Here is a 20,807-nt window from a genome sequence, read left to right on the forward strand (position 1 = left end):
AGGACACCATTGCGGAGCGTTATGGTATTTCGAAAAGCGCGGTAAAGCAGCAGATTGCCAAGGCCATGGCCTTGCTCGCCTCCCGCATGGGAGATGTGAAATGAGGGATGCCGTCATTACCGACACTCCCGATCCGCGCGTGGCAGAAGCGGCGGTCTGGTATCTGTCGCTCGCGGACGGCTCGCTCACCGAAGCCGAGCAACTGGCGTTCGACGAATGGCTTGCCGACCCGGAGAATGCCGATGCCTTTGCCGACATGTCCCGCATGTCGCGCATGTTGGATGGGCTCGGTGAGGAACCAGAGGTCATTACGCTGCGGACCGCGGCGCTGTGTGACTACGAGAACCGTACGGACAGTGGCCGCCGCCGGGGCGAGGTTCGAAGGTCACTTTTCGCGGCAGCTCTGGCGGCCTCGATCATGCTGGTGTTTGTTGGCGCGTTGTCTGTCTTGTCCGGGCGATCGCGGCATTTTGTCACCGGGATCGGCGAACAGCGTGTTGTTCTGCTCGACGACGGTTCACGATTGACGCTGGATGGGGATTCTGCGGTGGACGTCGATCTCGGGCGCTATCGGCGCTCGCTGGTGCTGCTTCAGGGGCGCGCGCGGTTCAACGTTGCCAAGGACCCCTTGCGCCCCTTCACCGTCACGGCAGGCAATCGCATCGTGGTTGCGACAGGCACGTCCTTCTCGGTCGAACTGCTTGGAAAGGATGTACATGTGCAACTGTTCGAAGGCCATGTAGCGGTGGTCAATCGCACGGCGGGACGCGGGGGGATGCAGGCTGAGCAGTTCCGTCCGAGCCGCCTCGCCGCCGAGCCGCAGCTCAGCCCGGGCAACGAGATGGTTGCGCTGGCCGATGGTGGCGAGCCGCCAAAAGTCGCGGCTTTTCAGATGGCCCCGGCCGAGGCCTGGGAGGATGGTGAACTCGTGTTCGAGAACGAGACGCTTGCAGCCGCAGCGGAGCGCATGAACCGCTATTCGCGCCGCCGCATCGAACTGGCCGATGGTGAGACCGGGGCGCTGGTGGTGAACGGGGTGTTCCGGGCAGGCGATGCCGGTGCCTTCATCGATGGACTTTCTGCGCTCTATCCGCTGCGGGTGCAGGTCATGGAGGAAGGCTGGCGGATCGAGAAGCGTTGAGGCGTCAACGCACCAACGCGCCTTTTTGAATTTTCTCGAATTTCTGTCTGTCCCTTTACGGATCTGACGCGTCTTACCGTTCGGCAACAATCGTTCAGACAGGGGTCGTCAAATATGGGGAAGTTTCATTCTGCATCCCGCTGGGGTGCAGGAAGTGTCGTGATTGCGGCGCTGATGGTTCAGGTCGCACCGGCATTCGGGCAGGAACAGCGCATTGCTTTCGACATTCCTGCACAAAGCCTGGCAGGCGCGCTGCGCAGCGTCGCGTCGGCAGCGCACCAGCAGGTGATTTTCGACGGCGGGGCGGTGAAGGGGCGCAAGTCCGCCGGGCTCAAGGGCAGCTATACCGCGCAAGCCGCGCTGACGCAGTTGCTCCGCGGGACCGGGCTCTCGGTGGAACAGGGCGCCTCGGGCGTGTTCATCGTTCGCCGTCCCGCTGCCGTGCAGACGCCGGCCGCCGAAACGCTGGCGGTTGACGATCACGACGGGACAGCACCGACCGAACTTGTCGTGACGGGATCGCGCATTCGCCGCACCGAGTTCGATTCCCCGATTCCCGTCGTCGCGCTCCAGAAGGAGGACATTTCCGAGCACGGTTATCGCGATCGTAACCGTCCGGCCTGACCCGCTTGCTCGGTTCGGGATGTGTGGTCAGGACGTCCTATTGGTCGCTCATTTGAGCGTACGATAGGACGATCATGACGCAAGTGACGGTGTTGAATGGTGCGCGACGGCATCGGGATTGGTCGGACGAGGAACGTCTGGAGATTCTCCGTGAGGCATTTTCGCCGGGCGCAGTCGTTTCGCAGGTGGCGCGGCGATACGATGTTTCGCGGGGGCTGATTTACATTTGGCGCCGAGCGGCCATGCGGCGGGCGGAAGCGGCGTTCGTCCCCGCGGTCATCGAGGAAGTTTCGGAGCCAACCGTGACTCCCACTGGGCTGTCCGAACCGGAGGCGGCGATCGTGCTGGAACTGCCTGATGGCCGGCAACTGCGCATTTCGGCATCGACGCCGCCTGCCTTGGCCGCAGCCGCGCTGAAGGCGCTACGGTGATCCCGTCGGGCGCGCGAGTGTGGATCGCGATGGGCCACACCGATATGCGTAGGGGCATGCAGGGTCTGGCCGCGATGGTCCAGCAGCACTTCACCAAGGATCCGTTTGCCGGCGATCTGTGGGTCTTTCGGGGACGCAGCGGCACGCTGGTGAAGATCATCTGGCACGATGGGATCGGCATGTCGCTTTACTCAAGGCGGCTTGAGAAGGGGCGTTTCATCTGGCCCTCGGCGAAGGATGGTGTGGTGTCGCTGACGAGTTCGCAACTCGCCTGCCTGCTCGACGGTATCGATTGGCGCAACCCGCAGTATTCCTGGCGGCCACAGAGCGCCGGATAGCTAGTAAAGCGATCGCATTTCGGGCTTGATCGGAGGGGCTGACGATGATTCACTCCCTTCATGGAAGCCGCTGCTTCGCCCTTTCCAGATGACGCTGATGCGCTCAAGGCGCTGCTGGCGAACGCGCTTCTGAAGGCCGACGAGGCAGAGCAACGCGCCGCAGCCGTCGAGGCCGAACTGGCCAATGCCCGCGCTCTGGCGAGTGCGACCGAGGCCATGATCGCCCATCTCAAGTTGCAGAACGCCAAGCTACGCCGCGAGCAGTATGGCACCAGCGCCGAACGCACCGAGCGGCTGCTTGCGCAGTTCGAGCTTGAGCTCGAGGACCTCGAAGCCGATGCGGCCGGGGACGAACTCGCCGCCCAAGCCGCCGCCGCGAAGACGACGGCCATTTCCGCCTTCGAGCGCAAGAAGCCGGTCAGGAAGCCGTTCCCCGCTCATCTTCCGCGCGAACGTGTTGTCGTTGCCGCGCCGTGCTCGTGCCCGGCCTGCGGCGGCAACCGGCTGTCCAGGCTCGGCGAAGATATGACCGAGACGCTGGAGGTGATCCCGCGCTCGTGGAAGGTCATCCAGACGGTGCGCGAGAAGTTCGCCTGCCGGGATTGCGAGAAGATCACGCAGCCGCCAGCACCGTTCCACGTCACCCCGCGCGGATGGGCCGGCCCCAGCTTTCTCGCCATGCTGCTGTTCGACAAGTACGGCCAGCATCAGCCGCTTCACCGTCAGGCCGAGCGCTTTGCCAGCGAAGGCGTGACGCTCAGCGTCTCGACGCTCGCCGACCAGATCGGCGCGGCCTGTCTTGCGCTGATGCCAATATACCAACTGATCGAGGCCCACACACTGGCCGCCGAGCGCCTGCACGGCGACGACACCACCGTGCCGATCATGGCCAAGGGCAAGACGATTACCGGGCGATTGTGGGACTACGTACGCGACGATCGGCCCTTCGGCGGCAATGATCCCCCTTCGGTCGTCTTCTACTATTCGCGCGACCGGCGCGGCGATCATCCACGACGCCATCTTGCGGCCTGGTCCGGGATTCTGCAGGCGGACGCCTATGGCGGCTACAACGAGCTTTACGCTCCGAACCGGCAGCCGGGGGCGATCCTCGAGGCTGGATGCTTCGCGCACGCGAGGAGGAAATTCTTCGAGCTGGCCGACGTCGAAGGTGCCGCACGTAAAAAGAGCCGCGGCGAGAAGGCCGGGCTCGTCTATCCGATCGCGCTCGAGGCCGTGCAGAAGCTCGATGCCCTGTTCGCCATCGAGCGCGACATCAACGGCAAGAGCCCGGCCGAACGTCTCGCAGCCCGTCAGGAACTCAGCGCGCCGCTGATGACCGAGCTCCACGAATGGCTGAACGCACAGCTCGCCCGAATCTCGCGCAACCACGATCTCGCCAAGGCCATCAACTACATGCTGCGCCGCTGGAGTGCGTTCACCCGCTTTCTCGACGAAGGCAGGGTCTGCCTCTCGAACAACGCCGCCGAACGATCGCTGCGCTGTGTGCCGCTCGGACGCAAATCGTGGCTATTCTGCGGTTCCGATCGCGGTGGCCAGCGGGCGGCGGTCGCTTATTCGCTGATCCAGACCTGTCGCCTCAACGACGTCGATCCCCAGGCGTGGCTCGCCGACGTCCTCGCCCGCATCGCCGATCATCCCATCAGCCGGATCGACGAGTTGCTCCCGTGGAACTGGCGGTCCGCTAAGGTCGATCTCGCCGCCTGACCCAACTTCGCCGCGGTCCTCGGCGTATGCTTACCGCATCACCCTCGCATCAGTGCAAGCACTACAGCTTGCACCAGTGCTTACCTCCAGGGTCTGGATTCAACCTGCAAGGCGGCCCTCAGCGGAGCCGTACTCGCGATCTTGCCGAGGCGCTTCAGGATATTCCCGGAGTCGATCAGGGGCTCAACCTTTCCGCTGGACAGACCTCGACGCAGACCAATGGCCTCTCGACCGTCAGCCTGCGCGGCCTTGGCCAGAACCGCACGCTGACGCTCATCGACGGACACCGCACCGTCTCCAACGTCGGCAATTCGAACGCCGTCAGTCTCAGCACGATCCCGACGTTTCTCGTTGACCGGATCGACGTGAGCACTGGCGGTGCCTCGGCGGTCTACGGATCGGACGCGATTGCCGGCGTCGTCAACATCATCACCGATGAGGGCGTGAAGGGCATCAAGGCGAGGGTTGCCGGCACCGCGACCAACGACGGCGGCGGTGACGGAACCGAATACTCGCTGGCGGCCGGGGGAAAGTTTCTCGACAACCGGCTCTACCTGATGGCTACGGCCACCTACGAGAAGCAGAACATCCTGCGCGCGAAAGATCGCCAATGGGCGCTGCAATCGGTTGCCTACGATGCGGACACCAATACGGTATCCTCTCCCTCGCTCAGTTCCTACACGCCGGGAGGGCGGTTCCTCAACAGTCGGGGCGCCTACTACTATGACGAGAACGGCCTTCAGTCCGGCTTCGTGACGGCCGAGAACGGCTACGATTCCCGCGTCAACGGCACGCTGATCGTCCCGCGCGAGAGCGTGAGCGCGGCCGGCAAGATGGGGTACGAGTTCAGTGACAGGCTGAAATTCAAGGCGACCGTGCTCTACTCGCGGATCACCACCCATTCGGTGCGTGAGCCCTATTACATCTCGAACTCGTCCACTTACGGAACCGAGGACGAGTACACGCTGGGACGAATCTCGCGCAGCAATCCCCTGGTGCCTGCGGAGATTGCGGCCGCGTCCACCAGTACCGGCATCGATTTCCGTCGTCGCCTGACCGAAGTCGGCCAGATGGCGATCGACAACAAGCGCGAGACCTGGCGTGGATGGGCCGGGTTCGAAGGTACTGTCTTCGGCAATTGGAACTGGTACGTGACGTACGGTTTCGGCCGGTTCGAGCAGAACCAGGTGCGCACCAACGGCGTCAATTACCAGCACGTGCAGTACGCGCTCAATGCCACGAAGCTTGCCGATGGCTCGATCGTCTGCGCCGATGAAGCGGCGCGCGCCGAGGGCTGCGTTCCGCTCGACCTGTTCGGCATCGGCTCGATCAGCGATGCGGCTGCCGACTACATTCGCGGGAATGTCTGGTACCAGGCGATCAACAGCCAGCATACGCTGAGCGGCAACCTCACCGGTACACTGCTGGATCTGCCTGCCGGACCGTTGCAGATCGCCACCGGCTTCGAACTGCGCCGCGATCATACTGAAACCCACACCGACGAACTGACCGCCAACGGCTACAGCAACTTTGCCTACATTCCCGAATATGCGGGCACGGTGAAGGTCGGCGAAGCCTATGTGGAAGCCAATGTGCCGGTGCTGCGCGATGTGCCGCTGATCTATCGCCTCAGCCTTGATGGTGCGCTGCGCGTGGCGCACTACAACCTTTCGGGCGTCGGCACGACGATGAGCTATCGCATGGGGGCCCAGTGGGAGCCGGTTCGCGGCATGAACCTGCGCACCACGTTCAGCCGGGCCCAGCGCGCGCCGGATACGACGGAGCTCTACTCGCCGCCGCGTGACGACTACGATACCGTCGTCGATGTCTGTAGCGGGGTTACGGCGGCAACCACCGGCACGATCGCGGAGAATTGCCGTTCCAACGCCGGCATCGCGGCTGCCATCGCGGCGGACGGCGTGTTCAAGCACGACAGCACCAGCGTCAACGCTCCCAACGCGGGCAATGCCGATCTGAAGGAAGAGACCGCCTATACCTTCACGGCGGGTGTTGTGGTCAATCCCGCGTTCCTGCCGGGCTTCCAGGCGAGCGTCGACTACTACGACATTCGCGTGAAGGACGCGATTTCCGCGCTGTCGAACACCAACCAGATGCTGGAGTGCTATTCGGATACCTCCGGCACCGACAACCGCTTCTGCGAAGCGATCACCCGCGATGGCGACGGGCAGATCACGCGTCTGGTCAACCAGCAGGAAAACCTCGACGAACTGCGCGCGCGGCATCGACGTGGCGGTGGCCTTCCAGTTCCGCCCGGAAGTGATCCCCGGAAGCATCCAGTTCTCCCTGAACTACAACCATCGTCTGGAACTGGGCACCAAGTACCAGGGCATCGCCAGCCAATCCTCGGATGACTGGCTGGGTGAAGTCGGCACGTCAAAGGATTCGGCAAAGGCCAGCATCGGCTGGAGTTCCAAGCGCTTCATGCTGAAGTGGACCACGGTCTACATCGGCAAGGCAGTGGACAGCAACGAGGCCGCCGAGAGCTTTGCGCAAGCCGGGATCACTGATCCGCTCTACCTCAACGTCCCGGCTTACTGGCGCCATGACCTGAGCTTCCGCATCACTCCGCCGCTGCGCAATCCGAACCTGAGGATCTTCGGTTCGATCCGCAACCTGTTCAACAAGTACGGACCGTTCCTTCCCGACGGCACCGAGAGCGGCAACACCTACAACTACAACTCGGTCTATGGCGTGACCGGCCGTTCGTTCACGCTCGGAGCGCAGTTCGCGTTCTGATTTTCCCGCCGACAATCCATCCCCGCCCGGCGGCTCCGCAAGAGCCGCCGGGCAAGTTTCTGCGAGACGTTCATGGTCGCCTTTTCCCGCGTGTTCCGTTCCACCTTGCTGGCTGCCGTCCTGTCGTCGGCCCTGGCCCCGTCCATGGCCCAGGCGGGTGAACCTGCAACCACGCCGGAAACGATGGGCGCGGTGGATCTGCTGAGCATCGCGCGCGCGGGAAGCTCATTGCCGGCGAATGACGGATCCTCGATCCTTTACCGGGTGACGCAGGCGGACTGGGAAAAGAACCATACGGTCAGCGAACTCTGGCGCGTCGATACCGCCTCGGGCAAGGCGCGGCGAATGCTGGGCGAGGGCGGCAGCGGTGCGGCCTGGTCGCCCGACGGGAAGACAATCGCGTTTGTCGACCGGCGCGCGGGGGACAAGGTCAGCCAGATCTATCTTCTGCCGGTCGATGGCGGCGAGGCGCGCAGGCTGACCACGCTCGGAACGGCGCCCGCCGATCTGGTCTGGTCGGGGGACGGCAAGTCGATCTGGTTCCTCGCCAGCCTGCCTGACGACAAGGATCTCGCCAAGCGCAAGAAGATGCGCGACGACATGTTCGCCTTCGAGGCCCCCGGCATGCGCCGGGCCTTGTGGAAGGTCGATATGGCCAGCGGCAAGGCGGGAAAGGTCATTACCGGTGACTTCGAGGTGCGCGGTTTCGACCTTTCCGCCGATGGCCGCGTAGTGCTCTATCGCCGGGCGACCTCGCGGCTGCTGGACGACCAGTCCGCTTCGGAACTGTGGGTGCATGGCGAAGGCGCCGAAGACCGGCGCCTGACCGACAACGACTTTCAGGAAATGAGCAGCCGCCTATCGCCAGACGGTCGCACCGCCTTGTTCCTCGCCAATGCGCGGGATGGGCATTACGGTACTTTCAACGCCAACCTCTTCGTGATCGACATTGCCAGCGGCAAGATTCGCGAACTCGCCGATGGCCCGCCCTGGGCGGTCGAGGAAGCGCTGTGGTCGGCGGATGGCCGCACGATCTATTTCACCGCGCAGGAAGGCGTGCGCACCGGTCTCTATGCCGTGCCTGCCGGCGGCGGCCGCTGGCGTAAGCTGGCAGGGGGGGACAGCGTGATTTCCGCCATCGCCTTGTCGCGCGACGGGCGCATGCTGACCTACACCGAACGCAGCGCACTCCAGCCCGAGGAGGTGGTGCGCCTCGATCCGCGCCATCCGCGCCCGGTCCGCGTTACACACCTCAACGACGGCATTGCCGGGCGTTTCCGCCTGCCGCGTCAGGAAGCGATCCGCTGGACCGCAGCTGACGGACAGGCATTGGAGGGCCTTGTCACCTATCCGCTCGATTATGTGGCGGGCCGGGCATACCCTCTGATCGTCCAGAGCCACGGTGGGCCGCGTTCGGCGGACCAGTTCAACGTCTTTGCCTACGGCCGTTTCCAGCCGCTGCTGGCGGCGCGCGGAGTCATGGTGCTGAGCGTCAATTATCGCGGCGGCACCGGCTATGGAGATGCTTTCCTGCAAGGCATGAACGCGGGCTATTTCCGCCATGCCGACAAGGATGTGCTGTCCGGCGTCGATGAACTCGTGCGGCGAGGCATGGCCGATCCCGAGCGCCTGGGCATGATGGGCTGGAGTGCGGGCGGCCACATGACCGCACGGCTCGAAACCGTGACCGACCGCTTCAAGGCGGCAGTGGTCGGTGCCGGTGCGGTCGACTGGCCTTCGATGTACCTTGGGTCGGACACGCGCTGGCAGCGCAAGGAATGGTTCGTGACGCCGCCATACGGGACCACGGCGCGCCGCGATCTCTATCAGGACTATTCGCCGCTTGCCTCGGTGGACAAGGTGAAGACGCCGACGCTGATCCTGGCCGGTGCCGAGGACGAGCGTGTGCCTTCGGCCCAGGCGGTGATGTATTACCGGGCGCTATCGGCGCTCGGCGTAGAGAGCGAACTCTATCTCGCGCCCCGGGAGCCGCACAATTTCCGCGAACTGCGTCACCGCCTGTTCCAGATCAACGTGCAGATGGACTGGTTCTCGCGCCATGTCCTGGATGCCGCTTACGAGGCGGAAAAGGCTCCTTCCGCCTCGGGGAGAACGAACGACCCGCTGGAGGAATCCGGTTCAGTCGAATCCGATTGAGACTGGGCACGCGGGTATCGAGGGGCGTGACATGAGGTTCCTCCGGTCAAGGCGGGCTTCCTGAGGATCAGCCGGGGCCGCGCTGGGGCCCGATGCGGACGCTGGCAGCCGTCGCCGCCGGGCGCGCTGTCATCGCCGCGTCAAATAGTTCTGCCCTTCGGGTTTCACCATCGGGCACGCTATTACCGGAGTCGTATCATGTCGCCATCCATCCGCACTTTGTCCCTCATGCTGTTGCTGGCGGGTTCCTTATTGCAGGTGGGAACGGTGCAAGCCCGTGCTTCCGCCTCGAAGCCCCGCTCCTGCCGCCTGGATGCGCCCGATGCCGCCTCGGCGGGCGAAGGCTGCGCCAGGGCGTGGATGGACCGCAATCTCAAGATGAACGACGTGACCACGGTGGGCACGCACAACAGCTACAAGCAGGCGATCCCGCCAGCGGACTATGCGCTCTTCGCCAAGGCCGCACCAAAGATCGCGCAGGAACTGGACTATGCGCACAAGTCCCTGACGGCGGAACTGGACGCGGGCGCGCGCCAGTTGGAGATCGATGTCGTCTACGATCCGCAAGGCGGTCGCTATGCCCATCCCGCAATCGCACGCCAGACCGGCACGGCGCTGCCCGCGGATTGGACCAGGCTGATGGAACAGCCCGGCTTCAAGGTGCTGCATGTGCCCGATCTCGACTTCCGATCGAGCTGCGTGACGTTCCGCCGCTGCCTTGGCGAGATCAAGGCCTGGTCCCAACGCCATCCCGATCACGCACCGATCATGATCCTCGTCAATGCCAAGGACGGCAATGCCGTCCCCGGCGGGGTGCCGCTGATCCCGTTCGACGAGGCCGCCTTCGATGCCTTCGACGCCGAGATCCGCTCGGTCCTGCCGGCGCACATGCTGGTCACGCCGGACGATGTGCAAGGCCGATATGCCACACTGCGCGAGGCGGTCCTCGCCGGAAACTGGCCGAAACTGGGCGGTGCGCGCGGCAAGCTCTACTTCGCGCTCGACGAGAACGAGGCAAAGGTCGCGGCCTATCGGGGCGCGCGCCAGGCGCTCGAGGGCCGTGTCGCCTTCGTCAATACCGACGAGAGCTCGCCCGCCGCAGCCTATCTGACGCTCAACAACCCGGTCACGCAGGGCGCGCGTATCGCTGCCGACGTCAAGGCGGGCTTCATCGTGCGCACGCGCGCTGACGACAATACCTGGCAGGCCCGTTCGAATGACGTCGCCCATCGCGCTGCGGCGCTGGCGAGTGGTGCTCAGGCGGTCTCGACCGATTACCTATGGGCGGATCCGCGCTTCCCCGGCGGCTTTGCGGTGCGGTTGCCCGGTCATGTGGCGGCGCAATGCAACGCGATCAGAACGGCAAACCGCTGCGCCGGCCTGCCGGTGGAGGAAGCCGGCGCCGCTGATCTTGCCGCAGCCCAGGCAGCACCGATGCTGTGGCCCGCGCCCCGCGTGGCCGAAAGGCAGCCGTGACCGGTTTCCTGGCTATCGTGTCGAAATAGCGATTGCTTGTTTCCTCTCCCAGTCGCCGATTCATGCCGAAAGCTTCGGCGAACACCTGATCCAGCCATATTCGGGCCGGCCATATTGGGGAGGGCGCGCCACGAACGAGGTGGCAATGCCGTGCCAGCATGCGCGATGGCGCTCGCAGGGAGCCCTTGCGTATAAAAGACCGAAAGACACAGTACAGCGCCAGAAGTCTTCCGCCGCATTGCCGAACGAGCGATCGTTGGTGAACCATGTCGAGGAGCTTTGGCCGTGTGGACGGACAATCGGACTTTGCCGCCGCTTGAGGCCGCAGGGGGGACATACTGCCATGGCTCCCCTGCGCGGGTGCGATGTGGGGCTGGATGGGATCGGCGCCTAAGGTTTACCTTTACGCGATCAATTCATCTGATCTATTGTCATTAGATGGTAAGGCCAATAATGCGGCCACTGAGATGATAGAGCGGCGGGCAGGTGCCTGCAGGCGCCAAGGGAGATGAAGCCGTGAAGATTATTTCCGCCAAGGTTATCGTGACCTGTCCCGGACGCAATTTCGTTACCCTCAAGATCATGACCGATCAGGGCGTGTACGGGATCGGCGATGCCACGATGAACGGGCGAGAGAAGGCGGTGGTCGCCTATCTCGAAGAGCACGTGATCCCCTGCATCCTCGGCATGGACCCGCGCCGCATCGAGGACATCTGGCAATACCTCTACAAGGGAGCCTACTGGCGTCGCGGACCGGTGACGATGCGCGCGATCGCGGCCGTCGACGTGGCCCTGTGGGACATAAAGGCGAAGATGGCCAACATGCCGCTCTACCAGTTGCTGGGCGGCCGAAGCCGGGATGGCGTCATGGTCTACGGCCATGCCAACGGCAGCGATATCGCTGAGACGGTTGATGCCGTGGGCCACTATATCGAACTCGGCTACAAGGCAATCCGGGCGCAGACCGGCGTGCCGGGGATCAAGGACGCTTACGGCGTGGGGCGCGGCAAGCTCTATTACGAACCGGCCGATGCCGCGCTTCCCTCGGTCACCGGATGGGACACGAGGCAGGCGCTCAACTATGTCCCCAGGATGTTCGAGAAGCTGCGCGAGACGTACGGTTTCGGCTATCATTTGCTGCACGATGGCCATCATCGCTATACCCCGCAGGAAGCGGCGAACCTGGGCAAGATGCTGGAGCCTTACCAGCTTTTCTGGCTGGAGGACTGCACGCCGGCCGAAAACCAGGAGGCCTTCCGTCTCGTGCGCCAGCACACTGTCACCCCGCTCGCGGTGGGCGAGATCTTCAACACGATCTGGGACGCCAAGGACCTGATCCAGAACCAGCTGATCGACTATATCCGATGCACCATCGTCGGCGCTGGCGGGGTCACGCACTTGCGCCGTATCGCCGATCTCGCCGCGCTCTACCAGATCCGCACCGGCAGCCACGGTGCGACCGATCTTTCGCCGGTGACCATGGGGACCGCGCTGCATTTCGACACCTGGGTGCCCAACTTCGGCATCCAGGAGTACATGCGCCACACGGCGGAGACCGATGCGGTCTTCCCGCACGACTACCACTTCGAGAAAGGCGAGCTGTTCTGCGGCGAAACGCCCGGCCACGGTGTCGACATCGACGAGCAGTTGGCGGCGAAGTATCCCTATAAGCCGGCCTTCCTTCCCGTCGCCCGTCTTGAGGACGGCACGATGTGGAACTGGTGAGGTCCGCGGGCTGGCTCTGGCGCGGCGCAACCTCGCCGTTGGATGGGCACGGTGATGCCGGGGTGGAATGGCGAGCAAATTGGTAAGATGTCTTGCTGTCGTGTGCCGCTTGTGACAATGCCTTCGCATGACAGGGCGTGTAAAACTGTACCAGCGAGTGGCTTGCGAACTTGAGCAAGGGATGCGCGACGGGCAATTTTTGGCGGGTTCACGCCTTCCGCCGGAGCGGGATCTGGCAGAGCGCTTCGGCGTCAGCAGGCCGACGGTCCGGGAGGCGATGATCGCGCTCGAAATCCAGGGCCTTGTCGAGGTGCGTCACGGCTCGGGGGTGTACGTTGCGGAGCATGTGCCTCTGTCCAGGCCCAAGGATGAGCTCGACGTCGGTGCATTCGAACTGATCGAGGCGAGATTGATGTTCGAGGGCGAGGCCGCCGCTCTCGCCGCAACCGTGATGCGCGATGACGAACTGGTCAATCTTGGGCAGATTCTCGAACGCATGGAAGCCCTGGGCCCGGCATCCCCCGCGGAACTGGATCTGGACCGGCAGTTCCACCTCGCCATAGCCGAGGCGACCCAGAGTTCGTTGGTTTTTCAGGCGATCGAACGCCTGTGGGACTTGCGGGAAAAGTCGCCGCTGAGCCGGCGCATGTTCGAGCAGGCGAGGCTGGCCGGGATCACCCCGCGGTCGGATGAACATCGCAAGATTTATGATGCCCTGGCCGAACGCAATGGAGAGCGTGCACGACAGGCGATGCGGGCGCACCTGATCCGGGTTTCCGAGGATCTGCTGGCCGTCACCGAACTGGAGTTGATCGAAAAGGCCAGGCGTGAAATTGGCGACAAGCGTCGCCGTATCGTCGGTGTGGGATCTACGGGCGCCTAGGTGTTTGGTCTCAGCATGTGATCGCGGCTGCGCCCGCCGCTGGGCTGGCGACAAATTCACCCCATTCCACGCTGGGATCAAACACTTGGGCCGTGACTCCTGGGCCGTGACTCCTGGGATGGCAGCGTCGATGCGGCCAAGCGGCGAACATACCGGGTTGCGGCGTCGGCGAGTGCGCTGCGGGGCGCTTCGCGATGCAGGCCTTGTGCGCGTCCCTTCGGGATTTCCCCAAGATGGTCCATCAATGCGTCAGGAGGTCTTGAATTATGGATATATTTCGGCACCTTCCTGCCCGGTACTGTGCCAAGTTTTCCCAAGTCGGGATGGCAGCGATCGTGATACCACGACCTGACTGATGTCCCGTGGGTGAAGATCGCGCTGCAGTGTCTGTAGACCCCGGTGTCCCGGCACGCGCCCGGCCCATGAACTCGACGGACGGACAGTGATGACGTTTTGTATTGATCGCCGCGCGCTTTGCCTTGGCGCGACGGCATTGGCGGGCTGTGCCACCGCGCGTATGGGGGCGCAGCCGGCGGATGGCCCGCTGCTCTTTGCCTATTTCAGCACCGGCAAGGGGGAGGCGGACGGGCTGAAGCTGGCCCTCAGCGATGACGGTTTCGCATTCAGGACGCTCGGCGGCGGCAGGCCCTTCCTGGTGCCGCATGTCGGCGAGAAAAACCTGCTGCGAGACCCTTTCCTCTGGAGGGGGGAGGGGGTTGATGCGCCTTGGCACTGCATCTGGACTACGGCCTGGCAGGGGGTGACGATCGGCCATGCCACCACCCGGGATTTCATCAACTGGACGCCGCAGCGGGCTCTTCCGGTCATGGCTTCGGTGCCGGGTACGCGCAATTGCTGGGCGCCCGAAGCGATCTTCGATCCCGCTTCGGGCCGAACGGTGATCTTCTGGTCCAGTACGGTTGACGGCCGCTTCACGGAAACCGCGAGTACGTCGGAAAACGGATACAATCACCGGCTGTGGTACACGACCACGGCGGATTTCGAGAGGTTTGCTCCGCCGCAAGTGCTTTACGATCCCGGTTTCAGCGTGATCGACGGCACGTTTGCACACGCGCCCGATGGCGGTCTCTGGCTGGTGGTGAAGGACGAAACCGTCATGCCGCCCCGCAAATGGCTGCGTGCCGCTTCGGCGCGCAGTCCGCTCGGCCCATTTGCACCGCTTGGCGTGCCATTCACGCCATCCTGGGTGGAAGGTCCCATGACCGTGCGGGTTGGTGATGAATTGATCTGCTATTACGATGTCTACCGCGACGGCCGTTGGGGCGCGGTATCGACACGCGACATGATCCATTGGCAGGATGTCGGGGAGCGCCTTGTGATGCCGCAAGGCGGCCGTCACGGGTCGCTCGTGCGGATTGCGCCCGATCTTGCCGCTTCGCTTGAAAAATCCTGAAAAGGCGGCTCCCGGATGGAGGATCCGGGAGCCGTGAGTGCCGGCGCGGGAGGGCCCCGCCGGGAACTGGGAGGTCAGAATTTCACATTGACGCCAGCCGAGATCGTGCGCCCGACGCGGGTCTGGAACAGGGTGTCCTGCCGCTGGCTGTCGGTGTAGAGGCTGTTCTGTTCGTCGGTTAGGTTGGTGCCCTCGACGATCAGCTTCACGGTGTCGGTAAGATTGTATGAAGCGGAGGCGTCGACAAACGTGGTTGCCCGGTTGCCGACCAGATCACTGCCGGGCGAGGCGGGAATGCCGCGAATGAACGGCCCGCGGTAGTTGATCGTGCCGCGGATCGAGAACTTGGCGTTCTCCCAGTAGAGCGTGCCGGACGCGGTGTCCTTCGACAGGCCGACAAGGTCGTCCTTGGTTGTCACCGTGCAGACGCCGCCGGAGCTGGTGAGGCAGTAATTGATCTTCGACATGACATGCGTGTAGTTCGCCAGCACGCCGAAGTGACTGAAGAAACCGGTCATGAAGTTGAACGGGATCTGGGCGTTCAGCTCGATGCCCTTGAGCGGGCCGCCCGGCGTGTTGGTAGGGGTGGCGATGTTGAACAGTTCGTCGGGCATCGTATTGCTGCCGGTGAGCAGAGCATCGGGCAGGCCGAGCGAACTGAACGGCACGAGCGAGTTCACGCTCTGCACATATGTCTTGATGTCCTTGTAGAAGAACGCTGCCGACAGCAGGGCACCGGGGCGGAAGTACCATTCCACGGCTGCGTCGAAGGTGGTCGCACGGATCGGTTCGAGCAGGGGATTGCCCAGCGATCCGGAGCGGGTCACCGGGTTGATCGTCACCGTCGGCGCCAGCGCGGTCAGCGCGGGGCGCGACATGACCTTGGCGGCGGACAGGCGCACCAGGAGGTTCTGCGTCGGTTCGATGACGAGGTTGGCGGAGGGCAACCAGTCGTCATAGCTGCGCGAAACCGCGCGGAACTGGCCGGCAAGGCCGGTCGGCGAGGTCGCGTCGGCCAGGTTGAGGTACCCGGTCGAACGCTGCCATGTGTGGATGTAACGCAAGCCGACATCGCCGCGCAGGCCAAAGCCCACCGCATCGCTGAAATCGAACGTGCCCATGAGGTAGGCGCTCGATTCCTCTTCCTTGACGCCCGGATTGATCTCGCCGCAGCCGGTGCAGGTGCGGGCGTCGAACAGGTTGAAGGTATTCGCAAGCTTGCGCCAGTCGAGCGTGGCCCAGCTCGACGGAGCACCATGGCCCCAGAGACTGTCCACACCGGTGATCTGCTTGGTGAGATCGGCCAGTGAAGTGCCGGATAGCAGGTTCTGGACCAGTGTATCGGCAGTGTAATAGGTCGTCAGGCGCTGCTTGAAGTCGCTTGAACGGTATTGCCCCCCGATATGAACCTTGAATGCATCCGAGACTTCGTAATGAGCGTTGATCTCGCCCAATACGCCGTTGGTGGTGTTGGTGGCGGGTTTGCCCTGAAGGCTGAATCCGCCGGTGACCACCCCGGCGCCCGGTGAGACGCCGTAACGGAACTGCGTGGGATCGGAGACGTCGAAACCGAAGCCCAGTACCGGCGTCTGGCCGCCATCCCTGTAGTCGATCGAGAAGTTGTCGGTATCGAGCGCATCCATGTAGTACTGCATGCGGACCTTGTCGCGCCAGACGGAGCGGTTGAGGCCGACCTTGCCGTCCACCGTCAGCCGGTCGCCGAAGCGGTGCATGAAGTTGAGGTTGGCCTGCTTGAACGTGGTCGAGTATTCGGAGTGCAGGCCTTCCGAGCGTACGTCGACGCCGTCGAGCAGGGCATATTCTACCGATCCCAGATCGGAAAGCTGGACATCCTTGAGCGACATCATCGGGTAGCCCTGGTTCGATGCCGAACGACCGAACGATATCGCCTCGATGTAATTGTCGTCGCGCGTGACGTTGAAACGGGAGTACAGCAGGTCGAGCGAGATGTCGGTATCGTCGTCCGGCTTGTACTGCAGCGTCATCGTTCCGCCGATGCGCTCCTGCGACTGCTGCGAATTGATGTAGCGGGGAATGCGCGGGAAGAAGGCGCCGCTGCCGGGGGTATTCGGCAGATCGTCGCGGCGGGCGTCATAGACGGTCTGGTAGGCTGCAGGATCGCTTGTGCGCGGATTGCCGGTGGAGCAGTTCGCGGCGCTGGCGCCGGTCGTCGCGCTGGTGACCGGGGTCTGCGGGGTAAAGCCCAGCGGAGAGCAGAACATGCCGTTCTGGTTGGCCGAGAGAATGTCGACCGCCGAATAGCCCACTTCGCGCGTATGGCGCCTCTGGTAGGCGATCGAACCCAGCACGCCGAAGCCGCTGTCGCCGAACTGCTTGGAGACCAGGGCGGACGCGCGCGGATCGACCTGCTTCGACAATTCGTTCCACACGCCGCGTGCGGTGGCCGAGAGGACGAAATCCTTGGCGGAATCGAACGGCCTTGGTGCGCTGAGATCGACGGTCGCGCCCAGCGAACCCTCCTCGACATCCGCCGATGGTGTCTTGCGCACGGTGAGCGCGGAGAAGATCTCGGTCGGGAAGACGTTGAAGTCGAAGCTGCGCCCATTGTTGCCGGCCCCGTAGATGTCCGAGCCGCCGGTCTGGGCCGCGGATTCCATGCCGTTGATGCGCACGCGGGTGAAGTCGGCGCCAAGCCCGCGCACGGAGATGTTCTTGCCTTCGCCGCCATCGCCGCGCTGGAGAGCGACGCCGGGAATGCGCTGCATCGATTCGGCCAGATTGGAATCGGGAAACTTGCCCAGGTCTTCGGCCTTGATCGTGTCGATGGCGGCGGTCTGATCGCGCTTGTCGGCCAGCGCCGCGTTCAGCGAGGCGCGGAAACCGGTGACAATGATGTCCTCGGCGCTGGGTGGCTGCTGGGCGTTACCGTCTGGCGCTGCAGCTTCCTGCGCAAACGCCGGAAACGACACTGTCATCATCGCCGCCATCGCCAGCATCGATGCCGACGTCCGGTTGCACCTGATGGACCTCGAGGTTGCCCTTCCCATTTTCACACTCCCGTTATTGTTTTATAATGTCCCATTATGTGGGATCAAGTTTTACCATATATCTCAAGTTCGCTCATTTCCAGTCAAAATCGCTGTTGATCGATCTGTCTCGATATTTTTCCCGCAGAAACGGAGCGTCTCGTCGCGGGGAAACGACGTCCCTTGGATTGACTTCCTTGCATCCCTTTATATGCATTAATGGTCCTTCATATGGGATTGTCCCGTTATCAAGGCGGTTCACGAAAAGGAGAGGATGACGATGTCCCTGACCACGGCGCTGGCATTGGCTGTCGCTTCCGCAACCAGCGGCGCGCCGATCGTCGACATCGATCTGGCCGGCAAGGTGCGACAGGAAATGCCCGGTTACCAACCGGGCGGAAACGGGGCCGAGCGGCGCGATCCTTCCGGTGAATTCTTGTATTCCGTGTCGCTGCCGCAGGGCACATACCGCGTCACCCTGACCCTTGGCGACAAGCGCAGCGCGGGCCGAACCACCGTCAAGGCGGAGAGCCGCCGCCTGTTCCTGCGTGACGTCGCGACGCGGCGCGGAGAGATGGTGACGCGTACGTTCCTTGTCGATGTCCGCGACGCCCGGCTGCCGCGCCAACCGGCAGGGGCACCCCGGTTCGGGCAGGCAGTACTGCTGGATGAGCGCGATCTCGCCAGTTTCAGCTGGGACGACAAGCTGACGTTGGAATTCCTTGGCCAGCCGCGCGTCGCAGCCATCCACATCGAGCCCGCTGATGCGCCGCGGTTATTCCTTGCCGGTGATTCCACCGTGGCGGACCAGTATGCCGAGCCTTTCACCAGTTGGGGACAGATGCTGCCGGCAATGCTCGACGATCACCTGGTAGTGGCCAACCACGCCAAGTCCGGCGCGACGATGAAGTCCTTCATCGCCCAGCTGCGTTTTTCCAAGGCGCTGACCCAGATGCGCGCGGGCGACTGGCTGTTCATCCAGTTCGGCCACAACGACCAGAAGGCCGAATGGCCGATGACCTATCTCGATCCGGAACTGACCTATCCCGCCTACTTGCGCAGTTACATCGCCGAAGCGCGCCGTCGCGGCGTACATCCGGTGCTGGTCACCTCACCCGAACGGCGCAATTTCGACGATACCGGCAAGATCAAGGACACGCTTGGCGCCTATGCCGCTGCCGTGCGCAAGGTGGCGGCGGACGAGAAAGTCCCGCTGATCGACCTTAACCGCGACAGCATCGCGATCATGCAGGCGCTCGGCCCCAATGTCTCGCCGCAGGCCTTTGCCGATAACGGCAAGGACCGGACGCACAACAACAATTACGGCGCCTGGCTCTTTGCCGCGGCGATTGCGCGGCAGGTGGCCGAGCAGATCCCAGAACTCGCGCCTTACGTGGTGCTCCGGAACTTCGATCCTTCGCACCCGCCTTTGCCGGATGCCATGCCGATCGCGCCGAGCATTCCGCTGGATGAAGGCAAGCCGGAAGGGAGCTGACGCGGTGGATCTGCCCCGCCGCCAATTTTGCGTGTTCAGCATGATAGGGTCAGTGATGCCGCGATCCGTGCTTGCCGCGCAAGGGCGCTTTGACGTTCGCCATTTTGGCGCCAAGGGCGACGGCGTGGCCATCGATAGCCCGGCCTTCAATGCGGCGATTGCCGAAGCCGCGCGCATCGGCGGTACGGTTGTGGTGCCGAAAGGTCGTTACCTCTGCTTCTCGATCCGCCTCAGGAGCCGGATCCGGTTGCTCTTCGAGCATGGGGCAACGATCATCGCGGCGGACCCCGCGCTTCACGGTGGAAGCTACGACCCGCCCGAGCCCGCTTCAGGCCTCTATCAGGATTTCGGCCATAGCCACTGGCGCAACAGCCTGATCTGGGGTGAGGACGTGGAGAACGTCGTGATCGAAGGCTCCGGCCTGATCCACGGCCTGGGCCTCACTCGCGACGGCCCCGGCGCGCGCTGGCAGGCGCAGGCCGGAGAGCGTCCGCTCTCCATGCAGGGCATGAGCGCCAGGGAAATCGGCCTGCTGGAGCCCGCCATTGCGGCGATGGACGGCAAAGGCAACAAGGCGATCGCGCTCAAGCGCGGACGCAATATCCGTCTTTCGGGCTTCACCGTAAGCAAGGGTGGGCATTTCGCGATCCTTGCCACCGGCACGCGCGGCCTGGTGATCGAAGACCTCACGATCGACACCGATCGCGACGGTATCGACCTCGACTGCGTGCAGGACACGGTGGTGCGCGGTTGCAAGGTCAACTCCCCCAACGACGACGGCATCGTCGTCAAGTCCAGCCTGGCATTGGGCGAGCCGATAGCTGCTCAAAACGTGGTGATCCGTGATTGCGCGGTGTCCGGCTACGACATGGGCACACTGATCGACGGGACGCGGACAAGGACGCAAAAATTCGCACCGGACCGCGACCGCGTGACCGGCCGGATCAAGCTCGGTACCGAAAGCAACGGCGGCTATCGCAACGTTAAGGTGCAGGACTGCAGCTTCACCCATTGCCGGGGCCTGGCACTGGAAACGGTGGACGGCGGCATGATGGAGAACATCGTCGCCACCCGTCTCACCATGCGGGACGTGACGACGGCCCCCTTGTTCGTGCGCCTTGGTGACCGGCGGCGCGGGCCGGACGGCACCGGCATCGGCGGGGTGCGGCAGGTCCTTCTGTCGGAGATCGACGCGCGGGGAATCGATCCGCGCTTTCCTGCGGCCTTTGCCGGACTGGCCGGTCGGCCGATCGAATCGCTGGTCATGCGAGACATCCACCTGGTCTATGGCGAAGCGGGTACGGTGCCGGGGAGCGCGCCGCAAGCCGAGGAAAACATTGCTGAACTGGCGGCTGCCTATCCCGAGCCCAGCATGTTCGGGGTGCTCCCGGCCTGGGCGCTTTGGGCCCGTCATGTGGAACGCCTGACCGTGGACAAGTTTCACGCGGAAACGCTTCTTCACGAGGTGCGTCGGCCCATCCGGCTCGAAAACGTCGCATTTTCGGCCTTTTCGAACACCCCTTTGCATAAGAATGGCGATTGACGAGCGGGGTGGGACTGGCTACCAAATAACGGCATTGAAATCCATATAATGGAACATGGGAGAGTCGTGGTGCCGGATAAGGGGATGGGG

The 20,807-nt window shown here is 63.6% G+C and carries 16 protein-coding genes (1 of these 16 only partly in view); 15 read left to right on the forward strand and 1 reads right to left on the reverse strand.

Annotated elements, in window-relative coordinates:
* From DM450_RS19875 to DM450_RS19935, 13 genes are all read left to right on the forward strand, one after another.
* Nucleotides 1–104 carry the final stretch of an RNA polymerase sigma factor gene (locus DM450_RS19875; RefSeq protein ID WP_260610605.1) on the forward strand. 487 nt of this gene lie to the left of the window's left edge, so only the last 104 of its 591 coding nucleotides appear in the window; the start codon falls outside the window, past its left edge; its stop codon occupies nucleotides 102–104.
* On the forward strand, nucleotides 101–1,141 hold the full coding sequence (locus tag DM450_RS19880; RefSeq protein WP_142638465.1) for a FecR domain-containing protein: 1,041 nt from the start codon (nucleotides 101–103) through the stop codon (nucleotides 1,139–1,141). Before DM450_RS19875 ends, DM450_RS19880 begins: the two co-directional genes overlap by 4 nt.
* Nucleotides 1,142–1,300: 159 nt before the next feature.
* A complete protein-coding gene (locus tag DM450_RS19885) occupies nucleotides 1,301–1,765 on the forward strand; it encodes an STN domain-containing protein (protein ID WP_185928833.1) in 465 nt (154 codons plus the stop codon).
* 74 nt (nucleotides 1,766–1,839) lie between these two features.
* Entirely contained in the window at nucleotides 1,840–2,196 is a 357-nt protein-coding gene (tnpA, locus tag DM450_RS19890; RefSeq protein ID WP_142632478.1) for an IS66-like element accessory protein TnpA, read from the forward strand.
* A 17-nt stretch (nucleotides 2,197–2,213) separates the two neighbouring features.
* Nucleotides 2,214–2,534 (forward strand): IS66 family insertion sequence element accessory protein TnpB, encoded by a 321-nt coding sequence (tnpB, locus tag DM450_RS19895; protein ID WP_260610419.1) that lies wholly within the window; start codon nucleotides 2,214–2,216, stop codon nucleotides 2,532–2,534.
* A 60-nt stretch (nucleotides 2,535–2,594) separates the two neighbouring features.
* Nucleotides 2,595–4,259 carry an IS66 family transposase gene (gene tnpC, locus DM450_RS19900; protein WP_142635963.1) on the forward strand — a complete coding sequence of 555 codons (1,665 nt, stop codon included), beginning with the start codon at nucleotides 2,595–2,597 and terminating at the stop codon, nucleotides 4,257–4,259.
* Nucleotides 4,260–4,327: 68 nt separating this feature from the next.
* Nucleotides 4,328–6,631 (forward strand): TonB-dependent siderophore receptor, encoded by a 2,304-nt coding sequence (locus tag DM450_RS19905; protein ID WP_185928834.1) that lies wholly within the window; start codon nucleotides 4,328–4,330, stop codon nucleotides 6,629–6,631.
* Nucleotides 6,537–7,016, forward strand: coding sequence for a TonB-dependent receptor (locus DM450_RS19910; RefSeq protein WP_142638471.1), 480 nt, complete (start codon nucleotides 6,537–6,539; stop codon nucleotides 7,014–7,016). Before DM450_RS19905 ends, DM450_RS19910 begins: the two co-directional genes overlap by 95 nt.
* 72 nt (nucleotides 7,017–7,088) lie before the next feature.
* Nucleotides 7,089–9,173: a prolyl oligopeptidase family serine peptidase gene (locus DM450_RS19915; protein WP_142638473.1), complete on the forward strand. Its 2,085-nt coding sequence runs from the start codon at nucleotides 7,089–7,091 to the stop codon at nucleotides 9,171–9,173.
* A 198-nt stretch (nucleotides 9,174–9,371) separates the two neighbouring features.
* A complete protein-coding gene (locus DM450_RS19920) occupies nucleotides 9,372–10,649 on the forward strand; it encodes a phosphatidylinositol-specific phospholipase C1-like protein (protein ID WP_221889504.1) in 1,278 nt (425 codons plus the stop codon).
* A gap of 516 nt (nucleotides 10,650–11,165) precedes the next feature.
* On the forward strand, nucleotides 11,166–12,374 hold the full coding sequence (manD, locus tag DM450_RS19925; RefSeq protein ID WP_142638475.1) for a D-mannonate dehydratase ManD: 1,209 nt from the start codon (nucleotides 11,166–11,168) through the stop codon (nucleotides 12,372–12,374).
* 127 nt (nucleotides 12,375–12,501) lie between these two features.
* Nucleotides 12,502–13,257, forward strand: coding sequence for a FadR/GntR family transcriptional regulator (locus DM450_RS19930; protein WP_142638477.1), 756 nt, complete (start codon nucleotides 12,502–12,504; stop codon nucleotides 13,255–13,257).
* A 445-nt stretch (nucleotides 13,258–13,702) separates the two neighbouring features.
* On the forward strand, nucleotides 13,703–14,671 hold the full coding sequence (locus DM450_RS19935; protein WP_142638479.1) for a glycoside hydrolase family 43 protein: 969 nt from the start codon (nucleotides 13,703–13,705) through the stop codon (nucleotides 14,669–14,671).
* Between the two features lie 74 nt (nucleotides 14,672–14,745).
* Here the strand turns inward: DM450_RS19935 and DM450_RS19940 are convergent, their stop codons facing one another.
* Complete coding sequence (locus DM450_RS19940; protein ID WP_260610606.1) at nucleotides 14,746–17,649, reverse strand: TonB-dependent receptor; 2,904 nt, start codon at nucleotides 17,647–17,649, stop codon at nucleotides 14,746–14,748.
* A gap of 310 nt (nucleotides 17,650–17,959) precedes the next feature.
* Here DM450_RS19940 and DM450_RS19945 point away from each other — a divergent pair, with 310 nt between their 5' ends.
* Complete coding sequence (locus DM450_RS19945) at nucleotides 17,960–19,174, forward strand: rhamnogalacturonan acetylesterase (RefSeq protein WP_142638483.1); 1,215 nt, start codon at nucleotides 17,960–17,962, stop codon at nucleotides 19,172–19,174.
* Nucleotides 19,175–19,229: 55 nt separating this feature from the next.
* The gene (locus DM450_RS19950; RefSeq protein ID WP_260610608.1) at nucleotides 19,230–20,717 is read left to right on the forward strand and encodes a glycoside hydrolase family 28 protein; all 1,488 of its coding nucleotides are present in this window, start codon (nucleotides 19,230–19,232) and stop codon (nucleotides 20,715–20,717) included.
* The last annotated feature ends 90 nt before the right edge of the window (nucleotides 20,718–20,807 follow it).

Origin of the sequence: Sphingomonas sp. IC081, assembly GCF_006874585.1 — a bacterium.
In the GTDB taxonomy this organism is placed as follows: domain Bacteria; phylum Pseudomonadota; class Alphaproteobacteria; order Sphingomonadales; family Sphingomonadaceae; genus Novosphingobium.

Coding starts and splice junctions, on each gene's coding strand:
- DM450_RS19880 (WP_142638465.1), top strand. CDS start 101: ATGAGGGATGCCGTCATTACCGACACTCCCGATCCGCGCGTGGCAGAA.
- tnpA (WP_142632478.1), top strand. CDS start 1,840: ATGACGCAAGTGACGGTGTTGAATGGTGCGCGACGGCATCGGGATTGG.
- tnpC (WP_142635963.1), top strand. CDS start 2,595: ATGGAAGCCGCTGCTTCGCCCTTTCCAGATGACGCTGATGCGCTCAAG.
- DM450_RS19915 (WP_142638473.1), top strand. CDS start 7,089: ATGGTCGCCTTTTCCCGCGTGTTCCGTTCCACCTTGCTGGCTGCCGTC.
- DM450_RS19920 (WP_221889504.1), top strand. CDS start 9,372: ATGTCGCCATCCATCCGCACTTTGTCCCTCATGCTGTTGCTGGCGGGT.
- DM450_RS19930 (WP_142638477.1), top strand. CDS start 12,502: ATGACAGGGCGTGTAAAACTGTACCAGCGAGTGGCTTGCGAACTTGAG.
- DM450_RS19935 (WP_142638479.1), top strand. CDS start 13,703: ATGACGTTTTGTATTGATCGCCGCGCGCTTTGCCTTGGCGCGACGGCA.
- DM450_RS19940 (WP_260610606.1), bottom strand. CDS start 17,649: ATGCTGGCGATGGCGGCGATGATGACAGTGTCGTTTCCGGCGTTTGCG.
- DM450_RS19945 (WP_142638483.1), top strand. CDS start 17,960: ATGTCCCTGACCACGGCGCTGGCATTGGCTGTCGCTTCCGCAACCAGC.
- DM450_RS19950 (WP_260610608.1), top strand. CDS start 19,230: ATGCCGCGATCCGTGCTTGCCGCGCAAGGGCGCTTTGACGTTCGCCAT.